The organism is Iocasia fonsfrigidae, assembly GCF_017751145.1.
GTDB classification, from domain to species: Bacteria; Bacillota; Halanaerobiia; order Halanaerobiales; family DTU029; genus Iocasia; species Iocasia fonsfrigidae.
The window spans coordinates 770,408-790,153 of sequence record NZ_CP046640.1; the positions used below are offsets into that span (position 1 = coordinate 770,408).

Annotated in this window: 18 protein-coding genes and 1 tRNA gene; 18 read left to right on the plus strand and 1 reads right to left on the minus strand. The window is 36.8% G+C overall.

Annotated features, from left to right (window positions below; all coding sequences use genetic code 11):
• The first annotated feature begins 23 nt into the window (after positions 1 to 23).
• From GM661_RS03800 to GM661_RS03815, 4 genes are all read left to right on the plus strand, one after another.
• Positions 24 to 1,322, plus strand: coding sequence for a PilN domain-containing protein (locus GM661_RS03800; RefSeq protein WP_230868813.1), 1,299 nt, complete (start codon positions 24 to 26; stop codon positions 1,320 to 1,322).
• Positions 1,306 to 1,878, plus strand: coding sequence for a hypothetical protein (locus GM661_RS03805; RefSeq protein WP_230868814.1), 573 nt, complete (start codon positions 1,306 to 1,308; stop codon positions 1,876 to 1,878). The genes GM661_RS03800 and GM661_RS03805 overlap by 17 nt, the downstream gene beginning before the upstream one ends.
• Positions 1,868 to 3,655, plus strand: coding sequence for a secretin and TonB N-terminal domain-containing protein (locus GM661_RS03810; protein WP_230868815.1), 1,788 nt, complete (start codon positions 1,868 to 1,870; stop codon positions 3,653 to 3,655). The genes GM661_RS03805 and GM661_RS03810 overlap by 11 nt, the downstream gene beginning before the upstream one ends.
• A gap of 246 nt (positions 3,656 to 3,901) precedes the next feature.
• The gene (locus tag GM661_RS03815; RefSeq protein ID WP_230868816.1) at positions 3,902 to 5,122 is read left to right on the plus strand and encodes a hypothetical protein; all 1,221 of its coding nucleotides are present in this window, start codon (positions 3,902 to 3,904) and stop codon (positions 5,120 to 5,122) included.
• A gap of 208 nt (positions 5,123 to 5,330) precedes the next feature.
• On the opposite strand, the gene GM661_RS03820 is transcribed toward GM661_RS03815, so the two are convergent.
• Entirely contained in the window at positions 5,331 to 5,756 is a 426-nt protein-coding gene (locus tag GM661_RS03820) for a ferritin-like domain-containing protein (protein ID WP_230868817.1), read from the minus strand.
• Positions 5,757 to 6,103: 347 nt separating this feature from the next.
• Here GM661_RS03820 and GM661_RS03825 point away from each other — a divergent pair, with 347 nt between their 5' ends.
• The 14 genes from GM661_RS03825 to lonB all read left to right on the plus strand — a co-directional run bounded on the left by GM661_RS03825 (position 6,104) and on the right by lonB (position 19,713).
• On the plus strand, positions 6,104 to 6,796 hold the full coding sequence (locus GM661_RS03825; RefSeq protein WP_230868818.1) for a response regulator transcription factor: 693 nt from the start codon (positions 6,104 to 6,106) through the stop codon (positions 6,794 to 6,796).
• Positions 6,789 to 8,180 carry a sensor histidine kinase gene (locus tag GM661_RS03830; RefSeq protein ID WP_230868819.1) on the plus strand — a complete coding sequence of 464 codons (1,392 nt, stop codon included), beginning with the start codon at positions 6,789 to 6,791 and terminating at the stop codon, positions 8,178 to 8,180. Before GM661_RS03825 ends, GM661_RS03830 begins: the two co-directional genes overlap by 8 nt.
• Before the next feature lie 392 nt (positions 8,181 to 8,572).
• Positions 8,573 to 9,085, plus strand: coding sequence for a Spy/CpxP family protein refolding chaperone (locus GM661_RS03835; RefSeq protein ID WP_230868820.1), 513 nt, complete (start codon positions 8,573 to 8,575; stop codon positions 9,083 to 9,085).
• A 333-nt stretch (positions 9,086 to 9,418) separates the two neighbouring features.
• Complete coding sequence (locus GM661_RS03840) at positions 9,419 to 10,720, plus strand: phenylacetate--CoA ligase family protein (RefSeq protein WP_230868821.1); 1,302 nt, start codon at positions 9,419 to 9,421, stop codon at positions 10,718 to 10,720.
• 15 nt (positions 10,721 to 10,735) lie between these two features.
• Positions 10,736 to 11,161: an ACT domain-containing protein gene (locus GM661_RS03845; protein ID WP_125988313.1), complete on the plus strand. Its 426-nt coding sequence runs from the start codon at positions 10,736 to 10,738 to the stop codon at positions 11,159 to 11,161.
• A gap of 98 nt (positions 11,162 to 11,259) precedes the next feature.
• Entirely contained in the window at positions 11,260 to 12,537 is a 1,278-nt protein-coding gene (locus GM661_RS03850) for an HD-GYP domain-containing protein (RefSeq protein WP_230868822.1), read from the plus strand.
• Between the two features lie 14 nt (positions 12,538 to 12,551).
• Positions 12,552 to 13,211 carry a DnaD domain protein gene (locus GM661_RS03855; RefSeq protein WP_230868823.1) on the plus strand — a complete coding sequence of 220 codons (660 nt, stop codon included), beginning with the start codon at positions 12,552 to 12,554 and terminating at the stop codon, positions 13,209 to 13,211.
• A complete protein-coding gene (locus GM661_RS03860) occupies positions 13,120 to 13,971 on the plus strand; it encodes a P-loop NTPase family protein (RefSeq protein ID WP_125988319.1) in 852 nt (283 codons plus the stop codon). Before GM661_RS03855 ends, GM661_RS03860 begins: the two co-directional genes overlap by 92 nt.
• 15 nt (positions 13,972 to 13,986) lie before the next feature.
• Positions 13,987 to 14,322 (plus strand): hypothetical protein, encoded by a 336-nt coding sequence (locus GM661_RS03865; RefSeq protein WP_230868824.1) that lies wholly within the window; start codon positions 13,987 to 13,989, stop codon positions 14,320 to 14,322.
• An 88-nt stretch (positions 14,323 to 14,410) separates the two neighbouring features.
• Positions 14,411 to 14,495: transfer RNA gene (locus GM661_RS03870), tRNA-Leu, on the plus strand.
• A gap of 161 nt (positions 14,496 to 14,656) precedes the next feature.
• On the plus strand, positions 14,657 to 15,937 hold the full coding sequence (gene tig / locus GM661_RS03875) for a trigger factor (protein ID WP_230868825.1): 1,281 nt from the start codon (positions 14,657 to 14,659) through the stop codon (positions 15,935 to 15,937).
• 68 nt (positions 15,938 to 16,005) lie between these two features.
• Entirely contained in the window at positions 16,006 to 16,602 is a 597-nt protein-coding gene (gene clpP, locus GM661_RS03880; RefSeq protein WP_125988325.1) for an ATP-dependent Clp endopeptidase proteolytic subunit ClpP, read from the plus strand.
• A gap of 21 nt (positions 16,603 to 16,623) precedes the next feature.
• The gene (gene clpX / locus GM661_RS03885) at positions 16,624 to 17,874 is read left to right on the plus strand and encodes an ATP-dependent Clp protease ATP-binding subunit ClpX (protein WP_125988327.1); all 1,251 of its coding nucleotides are present in this window, start codon (positions 16,624 to 16,626) and stop codon (positions 17,872 to 17,874) included.
• 162 nt (positions 17,875 to 18,036) lie between these two features.
• The gene (lonB, locus tag GM661_RS03890) at positions 18,037 to 19,713 is read left to right on the plus strand and encodes an ATP-dependent protease LonB (RefSeq protein ID WP_269059901.1); all 1,677 of its coding nucleotides are present in this window, start codon (positions 18,037 to 18,039) and stop codon (positions 19,711 to 19,713) included.
• Positions 19,714 to 19,746: the final 33 nt, after the last annotated feature.

Sequence of the window (19,746 nt, forward strand, 5' to 3'; positions counted from 1 at the left end):
GAAGATAAAGTGGAGGTAAAATGGTGGAGTTCTTTAAAAAATACCAGACTTATATTTTGATTGATGATAGTATTATCCAGTTAGTTCAGCTAAAAAAGGGAGAATTAATATTTAATAATGTTTACGATTTTAACCCACTGCAGAACAGAATATCAGAATACTTGGAAATGTTGCAAAAAAAGACAAAAACAGTCAAAATAATAGTTCCATCAACGAAATTAATGATAAAAACCCTGGAACTACCACCGGTTTCTGATAATAAAATTAACGATATCTTACAATTTAAATTTATTAATGAATTACCATATGCCAGTAATGAAATTTATTACAGGTATCTAAGAAACAGTAAATCTGCTGATAAGCAGGGACTGGCTGTTGCCGTCAGCAAAAAATACATAACAGAGATTACCGAGCTTTGTTCCAAAGAGGGTCTTGCAATTAAAGGTCTCTTACCCCTAAGCCCTTTGTTCTATCTAGATTATCATAATAAACAGGGGATTGAGGACAGCCTTTATATTAATATTAACTGTCATTATTGTTATTTTACTTTGATTTATAATAATGATAGTTACCTAAAAGGATGTGGATATACTGGTAAAATTGATTTATATGATGAAATAGTAAGGATATATGAATATGGTCAGGAAGAGATTGGCCAGAAAGAGATTTCTATTGTTATAAATGGTGAAACAGTTAACTTTAATGATATAAATAAATTTCTGACAGGTCTGGATATTGCTAGTATAGATGATAATCGGCTCTGGAAAAAATTTTATAGTTTAGAAAAGAGACTCATCTCACTGGATTTTTATCAATTGCTTCCACAGGTTAAACAGCAGAAAAAAAGAATAAAGTCTATTTCTATTGGTATTTTACTACTATTAATTTTCTTAGTTAACGGGACAACCCTTTATTATAAATGGCAAGATAAAAAAAATTATATTGACTATCTTGCTACTCTTGAAACTAAGCAACAGACAATAGTTGATGAAATAGAACAGCTTAATGAAGAATGTCAGCTTATTGCTGTCGAACTGGAATTTTATAGTAATATTATAGGTGAAAACAACTACAGTTACCTGCCCTGGCTGCAGGAAATAAGTAATCTCCTACCAGAAGGAACCAGGGTAAATAGCATAAATTTTAAGGATAAAGAACTAGTGCTTCTGGCAGGTAAAGCTAAATCAGCAGCTGATGTACTGGCTGCTCTGGAGAGTTCCTCACTTTTTTCCCAATTACATTTTATCGGTAGTATCAATCTGGAAGAGGATCTGGAGAGTTTTAAGATTGCAGGTGATTTAATCTATGAAACTAACAATTAGAGAGAGACGTCTGCTAACAATGGCAGCTATTGTCATTTCATTTATTTCAATTTATAGCTGGATATATAAACCTGTTAGTGATTATTATTTTCAACAATTAGAAAGGGAGATTGAATTAAGTCATCGACTTGATAGAAATAAGATGCTGATAGCAAGAGGGCCTAAATACCGGGAAATGATAGAAACTGCCACCAGTAAGATTGAAAAATACCAGCAATTTTTTTTTCATGGAAGTACCGCTCAGCTCCGATTAGAGGTAATTAATACAATTGATCAGGAAGCCAGAAATAATAATTTGAATTTGAAAAACAAAGCTCTGAGTATCTATCCTGGATCAGAGGAAACTACCGGTAATAAATTAACTCTGGTGGAATATCGGGGAAATTTTACCGGGAGTTTTAGAGATATATTGTTTTTTTTAAATAGTCTCAACAAACAAAAGGAGCTTTACCAGCTTACAGAATTACAGCTTAAAGGTGGGGAAAATTCTGATGTTTTATCACTATTTATAAAAATTGCTGTCTACTGTATAGGGGATGATGAAAATGAGGTCTAATAAATATGTTTTAATTTTTCTTATCTTAGTGTTTTGTATTCTGTCAACAAATGTTACAGCTGAGGATAAATTAGTAACACTTAAAGTACGTGGTGCTAACATTAATGATGTCTTGTTAATGTTAACAGAACAGAGTGGGATCAATCTGGTGCCTGATGAAACTGTACAGGGTCAGGTGACTATTGATTTAAGGGATGTAAATATACAGGATGCTTTAAGGACCTTGACTATTGCCTATGGTTATCATTTTGATATGATAGCAGATAATATCTATCTGGTTAGTAGAGAAGGTTTTAACCAGCCAGCAGAAATAAATGTAAAAAATGGTCGTCTGACTGTAATTGTAGAAAATGGAGACATCAGGAATATATTGAATCAAATAGCGCAAATGGCTGCTCTAAATATTGTGATGGATGCCCAGATAAATGGTACTGTATCGGCGAATATCAAAGATGTGCCTCTGGAGATTGGTTTAATGAGTTTTTTACAGGCCAATGGTTTTTCTCTAAGCAAGAGTAATAACATCTACCGTATCTTTGCCAGTGGCAAAGGTGGAATGCCGAATAATCTATCAATCTCTGTGGTAGATGGAATGGTCAGTATTGATGTCCAGCAGGCAGACCTGAGTGAAGTTTTAAGAACTATTTCGAGACTGGCTACTATTAATATGGTGCTCTTTAGTGGAGTGCGTGACACAATAGACTTAAAACTTGATAATGTGCCCCTTGAAGAGGTAATTGATGTTATTCTATCAGGAACTAGATTTACTTATAAGTATAGTGAAGGGGTCTATCTTATTGGAGATAAAAATCCTAATAGTTATTCTGCTAATCTTTTAACTACAAATGAAATAATACCTCTGGAATATTTACAGGTGGAGGATGTACCACAGCTTTTACCTAATAATTTTCCCACAGCAAATGTCAAAGTAATTAAAGAACAAAATGCCTTAATGGTGACCGGAACACAGCAGGAGATTGATGGACTGAAAAAATACATTAATAAGATAGATGCCAAGATACCTCAAATAGTTGTTGATGCCTTGATTATCCAATTAAACAAAAGTAAAAATGAAGGCCAGGGTATTAAAATCGGTTCACTATATGAGGATAATGATAATGAAGAAAAAGCTACAGTTCTTTTTGATACTGCCGAAGGACAGATTAACTATAAATCGGTCTTAAAACTACCCAATGATTTCTATTTTAAAATTAATAATCTTGTTACTCAAGGGTTGGCTACAGTCAAAGCCCGTCCTAATATCACTACTTTAAACGGACAGCAGGCCAATATAGATGTTAGTACTACTCAGTATTATAAGATTGTTGAGACAGATAGCGATGGTAATGAAGATATATCATATGAGAGTGTGAGTGCCGGGGTAACCCTGGAAGTAACACCCTGGGTCAGTAGTACTGGAGAGATAACCCTTAATCTAAAACCTGTAGTTAGTAATATCGGTTCTGCTGCTCTTGATGGTGGTCGACCTCCGGTTGACCGCCGGGAGGCCAGTACTACAATCAGGATAAAAGATGGCCATACTATAGTTCTTGGTGGGTTAATACAGGATGTAAGGTCAAATACTAAAACCAAAGTACCGTTTTTCAGTAAACTGCCGCTTATCGGCTCCTTATTCCGTACAAATGACAGTGATATATCCCAGACAGAGCTGGTTATTTATATAACCCCACATGTTCTTAAAGAGCGAGAGGAGGATGTCAAAGAAGATATGCAGGAGATGAATGATAAAGTTGATAAGGTTGGAGAGGGGATTTAGAACTAATTGGTCTGATGGCTACTATGTGTGGGTGTGAGTATGTCTGGTAAAAACACAGGGTTTAATCTTATTTTACAGACATTAATATCCATTTTAAAGCAGATCCATTCAAAACTACAATTTCGAATATAATTAGTTTAATTATAGAAGAGATAATATCTTTTTTTCTACCAAAAAAAGGAGTTTATTATTTAATCTAGAAAATTAATTTATGTCTTATCAATTTTTAAATTGGGAGTGATTTAGATGCTAAAATACAAAAAATTTATTGTTTTTCTGATATTTTTATTTGGACTAATGCTTTTATCATCATTTACATTTGCAAACAACCTTTCAAATCAAAAACTATGTTTTATATCAGACCGATTTGGAAGTTATGATTTGTTTCTAATAAATGGCGATGGATCTAATTTAAAGAGATTAACAACAAGTGATCTAGATGAAACAAATCCGGTTTGGTCTCCAGATGGCAAAAAAATACTTTTTTTAAGTCGCAAAGGATATGCAATAAATGATGAGTTTGATTTATGGGTTATTAATGCAGATGGTAGTAATATAGTTAAAATTGATACAGATATTCGTGTATATAATAGTCGTATGCCTAAATGGTCTCCTGACAGTTCCAAAATTTTATATGTCACAGACAGTGAGAAAAGATTAAAAATTTATGATTTAAAAAACAATACTACATTGAATTTACTGGATTCAGATACAGAAGTAGAATACCCTTGCTGGTCCCTGGATGGAACTATGATATTAACATATTTAAAAAACAATAAAGAAAGAGGAGTTTACTTAATAAGTCTTAATGGAGATGATAAAATAAAATTATTTAATAATAAAGGTAGTTATGAAATTTTTTCCTGGGCACCAGATGGTAGTAAATTTGCCTATATATACACAAAACCGTTTTTTAGTTTTGGAGGCAAAAAATCTGGCATGTATGTAGTTGATAAAAATGGAAAGAAAGATAAATTTTTGGGAGATGCATATTACTATGAATGGTCTCCTGATAGTAAATTTATAGTATTTCTAAAAAAATCTTATACTACTTATCAAGATGAATCGTATACACATTACTCAACGTATATTATAAATGCTGAAATTAATAATAAAAAAAACAAAGCCCAATTATTAATTAGTATTACCGATTTTGCATCATTCCCAGTCTTGTCTCCAGACGGAATGAAAATAGCGAATAAAAGTCCAAATAAAGTATATATCAGAGAATTAAGCAGTGGTGAAGAAATAGAAATTAAAATCCCTGGTAGTGGTCTCTACGAAACTAACCCAAATTGGTCCTTAGATAGTGAAAATCTCGTCATTGTAGGTTATCCTAAACTTTTTACAGGTGACACTGATTTATTTATCGTTAACTACAAAGATGGTCAAATATATAAGCTTACAAATACTGAAAAAGCAAGCGAAGATACTCCAGTATGGTCTCCAGTATTTTATTCAGAGTGAAACTAAATTATTTTCAGAATAAAAGAATTAAGGCTTCGAGAAAAAATATGTAAAATATATTAGTTTCTTGAAGCCTTTTTTATACATTAAAGATGTCAAAATTTAATTTGGTCAACGTATTGCTGTGTTAGTGCTGAACTGTCCTTCATTACTTAAAATATATATTTAAGAGAAGGGGATATTAAATTTGTTTTAATAAATCAGAAATTCAAACAAAATATCTGTCAAGGATGCCCTGTAACATCTGGGCATGGCGGGCTTCATCGCGGGATGATTCATGGAAATAAGCGACTGCTTGTTCTATGCCCAGTTCAGCTGCTTTATCTGCTGTTCCTTTTTTGCCTTTATTAGCCCCTTGCTCTCCTTTTAGCATATCTTCAATATTCTTCTTGGTGCTGCTAGATATTTTGCCGTTTAATTCGGCAAAATGTGAGGCATGTTCAGCCTCTTCCCAGGCAATTCTTTTTAATACCTCTGCAACCTCTGGATATCCCTCACGCTGGGCCTGACGTGCCATAGCCAGATATAGTCCTACCTCTTCAGTTTCACCGGTAAAGTTCATATTTACAGCCTCTTCAACAGCACTTCCTTTTGTAACTCCCATCTTTACCTCATTGTCAAATTTCAAATTCATAATCAATACCTCCTGTTTTTATATAAGTAGCACTTAAATATTGCACTTTTCCGTTCCAGCCAATTATATTAATTCTGCGTTAAGGAATAATCAATAATAATAACTATTAGTATTATAAAAGAACTAAAATGTTTTGTCAAGTGTTTTATTGATTTTTTGTATAAAAAGGTATATTTAATCAAGGAATAGCTAAAGCGGCTTTATTAGAAACTAAAGAAGCAGGTATTCAAGCCAATTAATTCTTATTATTTCCATTAAGGCCTTTTTAATATGTAACTACAGCAGGATATTGACAGTAAATGTAGAATGTAGTTTTTAAGTCATTATAATTAAGGGATGGGGTTTTTATGGCCAGGAAAATATTAGTGGTTGATGATGAAGAGAAGATACGTAGAGTTAGCAGGGCATTTTTAGAAAATGAAGGATATCAGGTCAGGACTGCTGCTGATGGTTTGGCTGCCCTGAAGATGGTTGCTGAATATAAGCCAGATCTCCTTGTGCTTGATTTAATGCTGCCTGGTATTAGTGGTGAAGAGGTCTGTCAGAGGATAAGAAACAGCTATAATTTGCCGATAATAATGCTAACTGCTAAAGGGACAGAGGCTGATAAGATTAAGGGGTTTCAATATGGTGCTGATGATTACCTGGTAAAACCCTTTAGTCTTAAGGAACTGACTATGAGGATTAGGGCGGTTTTGCGCCGTGGTAGTAGTGATCTCCCAAGGGCTGATGTCCTGGTTTATAATAATGGTTTGATAAGAATCTATCCAGAAAAGATGATAGTTGAACAGGAAGGGGAAACAGTTGATTTAACTAAAACAGAGTTTGATATTTTCTATTTTTTAGCCAGTAATCCCGGTCGTGTCTTTAATAGGGATAAGATAGCTGAAAGGGTAATGGGAATAGAATTTACAGGGTTTGATAGGACCATAGATGTCCATATAAAGAATATCAGGAAGAAACTAAAGTTAAAACGAGGCCAACTTATTGAGACAGTTTACGGTGCTGGCTATAAGTTCAGGGATGATTTAAATGAGTAAACTGGGTTTTAAAATATTTTTAATAATATTACTAATAGCTCTAGGTGGTCTTCTTTTTACCAGCCTTTATTTAAACATTAGCATTAACCGTAATTTTACTAATTACCTGTACCAGGATAGGAAAGAAAAAATTGAACAGTTAATTGGATTATTGAAAGATAGTTATCAGGCAGAGCATAACTGGTTACAGGGACGCTTGCTAACAGCCAATTTTGCTAAAACAAATGACCTTTCTTTAATCCTGGAAGACAGGGTAGGTAATATACTATATCATTATGATAATCATATGATGGGACCAGGTATGATGCAGCAGCATGGTATGATGAATAGAAGAAGGACTCCTATTGACGACAGTCGTTTCCCCGCGGAGATATTTAAAATAGAGATTAATGGGAATAGAGTAGGGACACTCTACTGGTACCGGGATAGAGAGTATAGTAATTTATCAGAAGCAGCCAGTTTCTTTATTAAGAAGATTAATGCTGGTATCCTGATAGCGGGAATACTGGTAGCCCTGATTACGATTGTTATTAGTCTATTTTTTTCCCGTTACTTGACTACTCCCTTGCTAAAGATGAATAGGATAGCCCAGCGAGTCGCTGAAGGTGATTTTAATCATCATCTTATTGTTAAAGGAAATGATGAGCTGGCTGAACTGGGTAATTCGATAAATGAAATGACAGACAAACTAAACTACCTGGAAAGGATAAGGCGGGAGTCTACAGCTGACCTGGCTCATGAGCTGAGAACCCCCTTAACTACTATTAAGAATTACCTAGAGGCAGTTACAGCAGGGGTCTGGCAGTTTAATAATGAAACCGCTGCCGAGATAGAGGAGGAATTAGATAGACTGGTCAGGCTAGTTAATCGTCTGGGGGAATTATCGGAGGCGGAAAAAGGTGTTGTTAAAGGAAAATTGAAGCCTATTGATTTATCAGAAATTTTTCCAGAACTGCTTGAACATTTCAGGCCGCTGGCAGTCAATAGGGGTATAGATTTAGTCCTTAAAGAGGCTGCAGAAAACTGTTTTATTAAAGGTAATAGGGACAGTATTGAGACAATTGCAAATAACCTCCTTTCTAATGCTTTAAAATATACCCTGCCTGGGGGAAGGGTTGAGATGAGACTAGCTAAGACTGATACTCAGGTCTGTTTATCTGTAACCGATACTGGTCTAGGGATTTCTGCTGAGGATTTACCTTATATATTTGAAAGGTTTTATAGGACTGACAGGTCGCGCTCCAGTAAAACGGGTGGTACTGGTATAGGACTGACCATAACTAAAGAGCTTGTCAGGGGTATGGATGGGGAGATTAAAGCATTAAGTGAGGGGGAAAATAAAGGTAGTACCTTTACAATTATCTTTCCATTAATAACAAAGTGACTACGTCATTCTAAATTGTTCGAGAATAATTTTAATTCTTCCGCTTGTCGTGCGCCACAGGCACTCCGTATCTGACCAAACCATACGAGAACAGTTTAAGGTTGCACTCCGGCATCCGTGCCTCTGTTCTCTGTCACAACTTTTTACTTCAAAGCATAGAGTCACGCTATGAAGCAAAGCTTCAAGCCGTGCTTCTAATGTTCCGGCGTCCTGCCACCACAAAAAGTTAGAGTCGCTACAGAATTAAAATTATTCATATACAATTTACTTATCCACAATTTCAAAATCACATAATTCCTAGTAGACGTTAAAAAAAGTAGATTAAATTCATATTTCCTTCACAATTATCTCCTATAATATAATTAAAGAATTTTAAACAAGGAGATGATAGAGTGAGAAAGAAAATATTAATTACTGCTTTAATGGCATTGATATTGGCACTGGGAGTATCCAGTTATAGTCTGGCCTATGGAGGAGGTCCAGCGTTTAGGCCGGGGGGCGGCTTTATGCATTATGGTATGCATCATGGGCCAGGATATCAAGATAGGAACCCTCTTGATTTGACTGAAGAACAGCAGACTCAGTTGAGAGAGCTGCAGGATGAACATTTTTCTCAAATGGAAGATAATCATCAGGAATTATTCGACCTTAATAATCAATTAAGGGAAGCTGTTTTTGCTGGTGGTGAGGAATTAATCAGTGGGCTTAAAGATAAGATTGGTTCCCTGGAAAATGAATTAACTGACCTAAGAGTTGATTACTGGAGAGGCCTACAGGATATTCTGACTGAAGAGCAACTACTGGAGATGGAAGAATGGTTTAATAAAGGAAGAGGATTTAGAGGTCGTGGAATGGGAATGGGGCTGTATGATAATGCCTATGGAATATGTCCATATATCTATTGATTTTGCTATCAAGTCCGGTTTTTACCGGGCTTTTTTATTTTTATAAGATAGATCAATTGCTCTATCTTATAAAAATAAAGTGCAGGGACTATTGCAGGAAATTAAACGTATATACTGAATATATATATTATGGTTATCTATAAGAGTCTGTTCGAAAAGTATCAGTATATACCCGCCGGGGATTACATATCCCTTCACTCAACGGTAACACCTTAACTTTGCTTAGGGATATATAATCCCCTGTTTATACCTTTTCGAACACACACTATAATATATATGCTGATTATCCAGGATATAAATACATTTTATTATAAATGAAGGGAGTAGTGAGAAATGGTCTGGAATGAAAAATTTGAATGTATGCCGCGTGAGGAATTAAGTAGGTGGCAGGGAGAGAAATTGCATGAAATGGTAGAAAGGGTCTATCATAATGTGCCTTTTTACCGCCAGAAAATGCAGGAGTTAAATGTAATACCTGAAGATATTCAGGGAGTAGAGGACCTTAAAAAATTACCTTTTACCACTAAACAGGATTTAAGGGATAACTATCCCTATGGTCTTTTTGCTGTACCGGCAAGTGAGATTGTCAGGGTGCATGCCTCTTCAGGGACTACTGGTAAGCCAACAGTCGTTGGTTATACCAGACGTGACCTGACAGTATGGTCTGAGGTAGTAGCCAGGACCTTAACCTGTGCTGGTATCGGTAAAAATGATTATATCCAGGTAGCCTACGGTTATGGTCTCTTTACAGGTGGTTTAGGGGTTCATTACGGTAGTGAAAAAGTAGGTGCTACTGTAATTCCTATTTCAGGTGGTAATACCAAAAAACAGCTGCAGTTAATGCATGATTTCGGCAGTACAGCCCTGGCTTGTACCCCTTCTTATGCCCTCTATCTTGCTGAGGCAATGGAAGAAAAGGGAATAGACCCTGCTGAACTAAAATTGAAGACAGGGATCTTTGGGGCTGAACCCTGGACAGATAATATGAGAAAGACTATAGAAGAAAGATTACAGGTACAGGCTATCGATATCTATGGTTTGAGTGAGATAATCGGTCCTGGTGTTGCCAGTGAGTGTCAAAAGCAGAATGGTCTGCATATTAATGAAGACCACTTCATACCTGAAATTATAGATCCAGCTACTTTAGAAGTTCTGGGAGAAGGGGAGAAAGGTGAATTAGTTTTTACTACAGTAACTAAAGAAGGCCTGCCTTTACTACGGTATCGCACACATGACCTTACAAGGTTACATTATGATCAGTGTGCCTGTGGTAGAACCCTGGTAAGGATGGAGAAATGTCTGGGTAGGAGTGATGATATGCTGATTATCAGAGGGGTTAATGTCTTCCCTTCCCAGATTGAAAGTGTCCTCCTGGAAATGAGTGAAACAAAACCACATTATCTCTTAATTGTTGAACGCAAAAATAACCTGGATGTACTGGAGGTATGGGTTGAGGTTGAGGACCAATTTTTCTCAGATGAGATTAAAAAACTTGAAAAACTGAGTGAGAAAATAAAAGATAATCTGCAGAGTACTCTGGGCCTGTCAGCCAAAATCAAATTGGTCGAGCCCAAAACCCTGGAGCGAAGTGAAGGCAAGTCACAGAGGGTTATTGATAAAAGAGAATTATCTTAAAAGGGGGGATTAACCTTGTTTATTAAACAACTATCTGTTTTTCTGGAAAATAAATCAGGGCGGCTGACGGAATTGACTGATATTTTAGGTAAGGAAGGAATTAATATGTCAGCTTTGAGTATTGCTGAGACTTCTGAGTTTGGGATAATCAGGGTAGTAACATCTGACCCGGAGAAAGCCCTGAAGGTCTTAAAAGAAAATCATTTTTCTGTTAATCTGACTGATGTAATTTGCCTGGCTGCACCTAATGAACCTGGTGCCCTGGCCAGAGCTCTAAAGGTATTATCAAACAAGGGTATTAGTGTTGAGTATATGTATGCCTTTTCAACTGGTGACAAGGCCCTGGTAGTTATTCGAACAGAAAAACTGGCCGAGACTGTAGAAGCCTTAAAAGAACATAAGATGGAACTCCTTAAGGCCAGTGAGTTATATGAAATATAAAAATAGCTAACATTATATTATTAGGGAGGAATAGAGAGAAAAACCTCGAAATATATATATGGAAGCAATAAAGAGAATCGATAAAGGGGCAACAGTGAATGGAGAATAAGGAATACAGTATTTCACTCTATAAGATTCTTAAGTCTTTTTCATCTGCAATGGACTTAATAAGTACAGAGGTGGTAGGTCACCACAAAAAGGTAGCCTATATCTGTTATGTCCTCGGCCTGGAACTGGGGCTGAAACCACTGGAGTTAAAAGACCTGATTTTTGCTGCCTTGATCCATGATATTGGGGTTTTTTATCTGGATCAGAATTTCAGTGACCTGGCCTTTGACAGCAGGAGTAATCTCCACGCAGAGGTTGGTTATCAATTAAGCAGGGATTATTTCCCCTCTAAAAGGGTCGCCAAGATAATTAAATACCATCATGTAGAATGGTCTGAACAGGGCCAGCTTGATGAAGGGGATATTCTCTATATTAGTAGTATATTATTCCTGGCTGATCGGATCTGTACACTCCTTAATGGTAATGATGGCAGGGAAATACTCAATAGGGTCTCTTTTATTGTAGAAAAGATTAACTCCCTGGCTGGTCAAAGGTTTTATCCTCCTGCCGTAGAGGCCTTTAATAAGGTAGCTGACAGGGAGTATTTCTGGCTGGATTTAACCAGTAACCAGGAGATAACAAGGAAATTTGATAGTTTAGAGCTTATAAACCAGGAATATATTGATTTAGATATTCTCTTAGATATCAGTCAGTTAATCAGTTATATAATTGATTTTAGGAGTCCCTTTACTGCTACCCATTCAATGGGTGTAGCGGCGGTCTCTGAAAAACTGGCAGCAGATACGGGTTATGGTGGTAGTGAATGTAAGATGATGCGTATTGCTGGATATTTACATGATATAGGGAAACTGGCTGTGCCTTTAGCTATCCTTAATAAACCTGGTAAATTGAAAAAGGATGAATGGCAAATTATGAAGACCCATACATATTATACATATAGAGTGCTGGCCCAGGCTGAGGAATTAAGTGTGATTAGAGACTGGGCGGCTTTTCATCATGAGACATTAAAGGGGGACGGTTATCCCTTTCATTTAAAGGCTGGACAATTGTCAAGGGGTTCTCGTATTATGTCCGTGGCAGATGTTTTTACTGCCTTAACTGAAGATAGACCCTACCGGGATAGTATGTCTAAAGAAAAGGTCTTAGAAATATTAGCAGAGATGCTTAGCAACCAAAAACTTGATCAGGATATTGTTGCAATAGTAAGGGATAGTTATAGTGAGTATTCTTCCATAAGGTTACAGGCCCAGCTTAAAGCAATTAAACATTATAATGAATTTAAGCAGAGGATTAATAAGAGCTTATAATCGAGGTGTTAATCTTGAAGACAAATGAGATACCTGAGGGCTATGTTTTGATTCCTTCTTCTATATATGAAGATAATAGATTGAAGGCTCATGAGATAGCCCTGCTTTCTACTTTATATAGTCAGCTGAAAAAAGGCCAGGATAGGATAACTATTGCCAATGAAAAGATATTAAAAACAGCTGGTCTTACCAAGGGTGAATATTTAAGTTCACTTAAAAAGCTGAAGGCCTTTGACTGGTTAATAGATGTCAAGGTAAATAAAATAGACACTTCTATAGTATTGAAAAATGAACTTTCTAATGCTAAAGAGGATGAAATAGGTAGTAGAATTGCCAGGGCCTGGAATAAATATTTTGGTACCAGGTTAATCAAATATACTGATCTGGAAGATTTATTAGACTTTGCAATAAACAGGGATATGGAAGAAGAACTCATCTTAAAGGTAATGGAATATAGTGGGAAAAAGGCTGATGGGGACCCGTTTTTGTACTGCCGGGCGATATTAATAAATTTAAGCAGGAATGGTGTCCTTACCCTTAAAGACTATGAAAAAAAGAAAGAGGAAAAAGGGGAGTTCCATAATGGCAAACAGATTTCAGGATTTAATAGAGAAAAAGATGGCCAGCATGAAGATGAAATCGCCAAAGGATACTATAAAAAAGGATACCGTTAGTAAATACTACACTGAAGAGGAAACCATCAAAAGAATTTATCAAGTGATTATTAAAAATAGTAATATACCACCTAAATTTAATGAGGCATCTTTTGCAAATTTTAATCTCTCTGAGATAAATTCTAAAAATAAGAGTAAGGTTGAAAGCCTGAAAAATTATGCGCGTAATATTAATCAGGCTGTGCAGATTCCCCAGTCAATCTATATGTTTAGTGAGTATAATGGTTGTGGTAAAACACACCTGGCAATAGCTATTTTGAAACAGGCTGCCTGGCAGTATGCTGCCAACTTATATCATAAATCACCACTGAGGTATAAAAGACGCGGTATTGATATTAGTAATTTAGAACTGCTACCGATCTTTTTTATGAGTGAAAAGAACTATTTATATAAGAAGAAACTACTATTTAATAATGAAGATCAAAAGCTCCAGGAAGAAGTTCGAAAAATAGAGAGGATGGTTATCAGATCAGATTTACTGGTCATAGATGATTTCTTAAAGGAACGCAATACAGACTTTACCTTTAATGAGTTGACTTCCTGGATATGTTTGCGCTATGAACAGAATAAACCGGTAATTTTTACATCAAATATGGATTTTACTGACCTGGCTTTACGTAATAAAAATAATCCCTATTATAAGACAGATAATTTTAATAATGCTACTTATCTGGCCTCCAGAATAAGTGAGATGACTAAGGGATATAAATTTTATTTTTACAGTTCACCAGGTGATGATTTCAGGCAGAAGTCTTACTGACAAGGGGGACCATAATTGCTTTTAAATAGAAGTCAAATTATTAGACGTTTAATAGAGGTAAGAAGGTTTATGTATGAAAATAAGAATGGTGATATAGAGAAGGGTTATTTAAAAATAAAGAAAGACCTGGATGAGCTTATTTATGATATAGTTGGTGATTTCCTGAACGAGACTGATAGGGCACAGCTGGACAATATACTGGAAAAATCTATTTCAGGTGAAATCCCTGTTGATATGGCCATGGTGGCCATCAAAGAGCTGGCTATAAGTTATTATGAGAATGGTGGGATTATTGAGAAAGAGGGGAAAGATAATACTGCAGATCATTTCTATAAAAAGGGTTATCGCTAGAATTAAATTAAGGGCTTGACAAGAAAGACTGTATATGCTAATATTATAAATGCTTTGAGTGGAAAGCAGGTAAAACTGCTTTTATTATGCGAAGGTGGCGGAATTGGCAGACGCGCTAGACTTAGGATCTAGTGGGTTTTCCCGTGCGGGTTCGACTCCCGCCTTTCGCACCATAAATTAAATATAACCCCGATATGGTATAGGCCAGATCGGGGATTAAATTTATTAGTTGCCAATATAAGGGTATATATTATATATTTATTTAGAAATGTATAATATTGAAAAAACATTATTAAAACTATATAATGTTACATATTATTTAAGGAGGCTTTTTATGGAGGTTGCCAAAGAATTACTGGAAGGAAATAAGATTGAATTAAAGGTGGAAGTTGAAACAGATAGGGTTAATGATGCCCTTCAAAAGGCATATAAAAAAGTGGTTAAAGATGTTTCTCTACCTGGGTTTAGGAAGGGGAAAGTGCCCCGCAAAGTACTGGAAGCCAGGTATGGTAAAGAAGTGCTTCATCGGGATGCCTTTGATATTATCATTCCTCGGGCATATTCAGAGGCTGTTGAGAGTACAGGGATAGAGCCTATTGCTCAACCTGAAGTAAATGATTTCTATATAGCAGAAAATGAGCCAGCAACTTTTGTAGCTGTAGTTGAAGTCAAACCTGAGGTGGAACTGGGAGAATATACTGGTCTTGGTATTGAAAAGGAAGAAGTAGAGGTAACTGAAGATGATATTGAAAGCCACCTTAGTAGAACACAGGAGCAGCATAGCCAGCTGGAAAGTACTGACCGTGAACTAGTAGAAGATGGGGATTTTGTAATTATTGATTTTGAGGGCTATGTTGATGATGAAAAATTCCCCGGGGGGACAGCTGAAGAATATACCCTGGAGATTGGTTCAGCTTCCTTTATACCCGGCTTTGAAGAACAGTTGATTGGAAAAAAGGTGGGAGAAGAGGTAGAAATAGAGGTAAGTTTCCCAGAGGAATATCAGGCAGAGAATTTAGCGGGAAAAGATGCCCTGTTTAAAGTAAATATAAAAGAGATTAAGGTCAAGAAATTACCTGAACTGAATGATGATTTTGCTAAAGAAGTTAGTGATTTTGACACACTTGCTGAATTAAGGGAAGATATAAAAGAGAGGCTGAGCAAACAGAAGAAAGAAAAGGTTGAGCGTGAATTTGAGGATGAGTTAATCAAAACTGTTTCTGATAATGCTGAAGTAGATGTCTCTGAGACTCTGGTCAATAATGAATTAGATATGATGTATCAAAATATGGAATACAGTTTGTCTATGCAGGGATTAAAGATTGATGACTATTTTTCCCATTTTGGGTTTGATGAAGAGACCTGGCGGGATAAGAACAGGGATGAGGCCGCTAGTAGGGCCAAAAGTAATTTAGTTCTGGAAGCAATTGCAAAAAAAGAAGGAATTGAAGCCAGTGATGAAGAAATAGATAATATGATTGAAGAGATAGCTGAAGAAGGAGAGAGAAGTGCTGACGAGATCAAGGCTCTCTTGCAGTTGCAGGGACAACTTGAGGGGTTAGTACATTCAATAACAATCAAGAAGGTTATTGATTATCTGGAAGAAAACAACTAAATAGTTAATATTGAGAGGGTTTAAATAATTATTTATCGGGAATAATGTATTTTAAGGAGGGAAAAATTATGGCACTTGTACCAATGGTTGTTGAGCAGACTAATAGGGGTGAACGCTCATATGATATTTACTCCAGATTATTAAAGGACAGGATAGTATTTCTGGGGGACCAGGTGACTGATCACCTAGCAAATCTAGTTATAGCCCAGTTACTTTTCCTGGAGGCGGATGACCCTGATAAAGATATCTATCTTTATATAAATAGTCCAGGGGGTTCAGTAACAGCTGCTCTGGCTATGTATGATACAATCCAATATATTAAACCAGATGTAGTTACTATCTGTATGGGGCAGGCTGCCAGTGCTGGTGCTTTACTGCTGGCTTCTGGAGAAAAGGGTAAGAGATATGCCCTCCCTTATGCCAGGGTAATGATTCACCAACCGGCAGGTGGTGTTCAGGGTAAGGCAACTGAAGCTGAGATTCATATCAAGGAATTATTACGAATCAGAGAAACACTGAATCAAATACTGGCTAATCATACAGGTAAAGATGTAGAACAGATTAAAAAAGATGTTGAGCAGGATTATTTTATGACAGCAGAAGAAGCAGTTGAATATGGTATAATAGATGAAGTAATAAGCAGAAATGACCTAAATGAAAAGTAACCTTATAAGAGGTGATATAATTTGTTTAAATTTGGAGATGAGAAGGGGCAGTTAAAGTGCTCATTCTGTGGAAAATCCCAGGAACAGGTGCGCAAACTGGTTGCTGGCCCAGGGGTTTATATCTGTGATGAGTGTATAGAGCTCTGTAATGAAATAATTGAGGAAGAGTTAAATGATGGTATGGAATTTACCCTGCAGAATATCCCCAAACCCAGAGAGATTAAAAAGATCCTTGACCAGTATGTAGTTGGTCAGGAACGTGCCAAAAAATCTCTGGCGGTAGCAGTCTATAACCATTATAAGCGGGTTAATTCTGATATGAAAATAGATGATGTAGAATTACAGAAGAGTAATATACTGATGGTAGGGCCGACCGGATGTGGTAAGACTTTACTGGCCCAGACACTAGCCCGGATACTGAATGTACCATTTGCTATTACAGATGCAACCTCTTTAACAGAAGCTGGTTATGTTGGTGAAGATGTTGAAAATATTCTATTAAAGCTTATTCAGGCTGCTGATTATGATGTTGAAAAAGCCGAACGGGGAATTATCTATATAGATGAAATTGATAAAATAGCCAGGAAGTCAGAAAATCCATCAATTACAAGGGATGTCTCTGGAGAAGGTGTTCAACAGGCCCTTTTGAAGATTTTAGAAGGGACGGTGGCAAGTGTACCGCCTCAGGGAGGCCGGAAACATCCTCACCAGGAGTTTATCCAGATTGATACTACCAATATATTATTTATAGCTGGTGGTGCTTTTGATGGTCTTGATAAGCTTATTAAGTCCCGTGTCAGTAATAAGGTGATGGGTTTTGGTGCTGATATAAAAAGTAAGGGAGAAGAGAATATTGGAGATACCCTCAAGGATATTTTACCAGAGGATCTCCTACATTATGGTTTAATTCCTGAATTTATCGGCCGTCTCCCTGTTATTGTGACACTGGATGAGCTGATTGAATCTGATCTGGTTAAGATACTAACTGAACCAAAGAATGCCCTGGTAAAACAGTATACTAAATTCTTTGAGATGGATGATGTGGCTCTGGAATTTACAGCAGAGGCCTTATCTGAGATAGCCAAAAAGGCTTTGTCCAGAAATACTGGAGCAAGGGGGCTCAGGGCTGTTGTTGAAGAGGCTATCCTGGAGATAATGTATGATCTTCCATCAGATAGTTCTGTAGAAAAATGTATTATAACACCTGAAGTTATCAAGGAAAACAAAGCACCTGAATTATTAAGGGTAGATGGTAAAGAAGAATCTGCTTAAAAAATAAAATTCATTGTATATTTAAGGGCTTCTCAATTTAAAGGGAGGTCCTTTATTTTTCTGCCTGTCTTAAGGATATTTTACTGGCTTAAGGATATACTAATTTATGTGAAATCAATTAAAGCAGTAAATCATATCATCAAAGCACAGGGGGCAGATATAATGGATACTTCTTTTTTGGGTATTTTAACACTGGTACAGTTCTTTTTTATGATAGTGATTGGTCTTTACTTTTGGAATATGCTACGTAATCAACAGGGAACTAAAAAAGCAGTTATTAAGGAATCAAAGAATGAGTTAAATAAACTCAGATCGATGAGGAGGGTTTCTCTAACCCAGCCTCTATCTGAAAGGACAAGACCGACATCTTTTAGTGATATAATTGGACAGGATGAAGGTATTGAAGCCTTAAAAGCAGCTATCTGTGGTCCGAATCCACAGCATGTAATTGTCTATGGACCACCAGGTATAGGTAAAACAGCTGCTGCTAGACTGGTCCTGGAAACAGCTAAAAAAATGCCTTCTTCTCCTTTTAATAATGATTCCAAGTTTATTGAACTTGATGCTACAACAGCGCGTTTTGATGAAAGGAGTATTGCTGACCCGTTAATCGGTTCGGTTCATGACCCGATTTACCAGGGGGCAGGTCCTATGGGTATGGCTGGTATCCCCCAGCCAAAGCCTGGGGCAGTAACTAAGGCACATGGTGGTATTTTATTTATTGATGAAATCGGTGAGCTTCATCCTATTCAACTAAATAAACTGCTTAAGGTATTAGAAGACCGCAAGGTTTTCCTGGATAGTGCTTACTATAGTGAAGAAGATACTAATATTCCCCAGTATATTCATGATATTTTTCAGAATGGTCTGCCAGCTGATTTCAGGCTTATTGGGGCAACCACCCGCCAACCACAAGATATCCCCCCTGCTATTAGGTCAAGGTGTCTGGAGATATATTTTAGTGATTTACAACAGGAGGAACTGGGTCAGATCAGTCAAAGGGCTGTTAAGAAAATGGGTTTTTCTATTGAAGAAACAGCCCTGGAGATGATTCAGCGTTATGCCCGCAACGGCCGGGAGGTAGTAAACATGACCCAACTGGCAGGTGGGATAGCTACTGGAGAAGCCCGTAAAATAATCATACTTGATGATATAGAAAGGGTAATCAATAGTGGTAGGTTTTCACCTAGACCCGATCGACTAGTTCATGATTTTCCTCAAATTGGGGTTGTCAATGGTCTTGCTATCAGTGGGCCAGATATGGGTATCTTACTGGAAATAGAAGTAGCCGCAATTAAGGTGCTAGATGGCCAGGGTTCAATTCGGATTACCGGTGTTATTGAGGAAGAAGAGATGGGGGGACGGGGTCATACACTGCGCCGCAGGAGTATGGCTAAAGAATCTGCCGAAAATGCTTTGACGGTTTTGCGTAGGATGATGTCCAGTGATCCCTATGATTATGATATACATATTAATTTCCCCGGGGGTTTACCAATTGATGGACCATCAGCTGGAGTGTCTATAGCAGTAGCTATTTATTCTGCCTTAACTGGGACTACTGTTGATAATAAAATTGCTATGACAGGAGAGGTCTCTATCCGGGGACTTATTAAACCGGTGGGTGGAGTAACAGCCAAGATAGCGGCGGCTAAAAGGTCAGGGGCAGAGAAGGTGTTAATACCGGAAGAAAACTGGCAAAATATCTATAAAAAGATTGCTGGTATAGATATTATTCCGATTACAACATTGGAAGAGGCAATTGATCAATCTATGAGTGTCAAAGAGGAAGACAGGTTAAAACTAATTACTTCTGATAAATTGATGACTATTACTAATTAACAATGCTAACCCCGTCACAGGCGGGGTTATAAA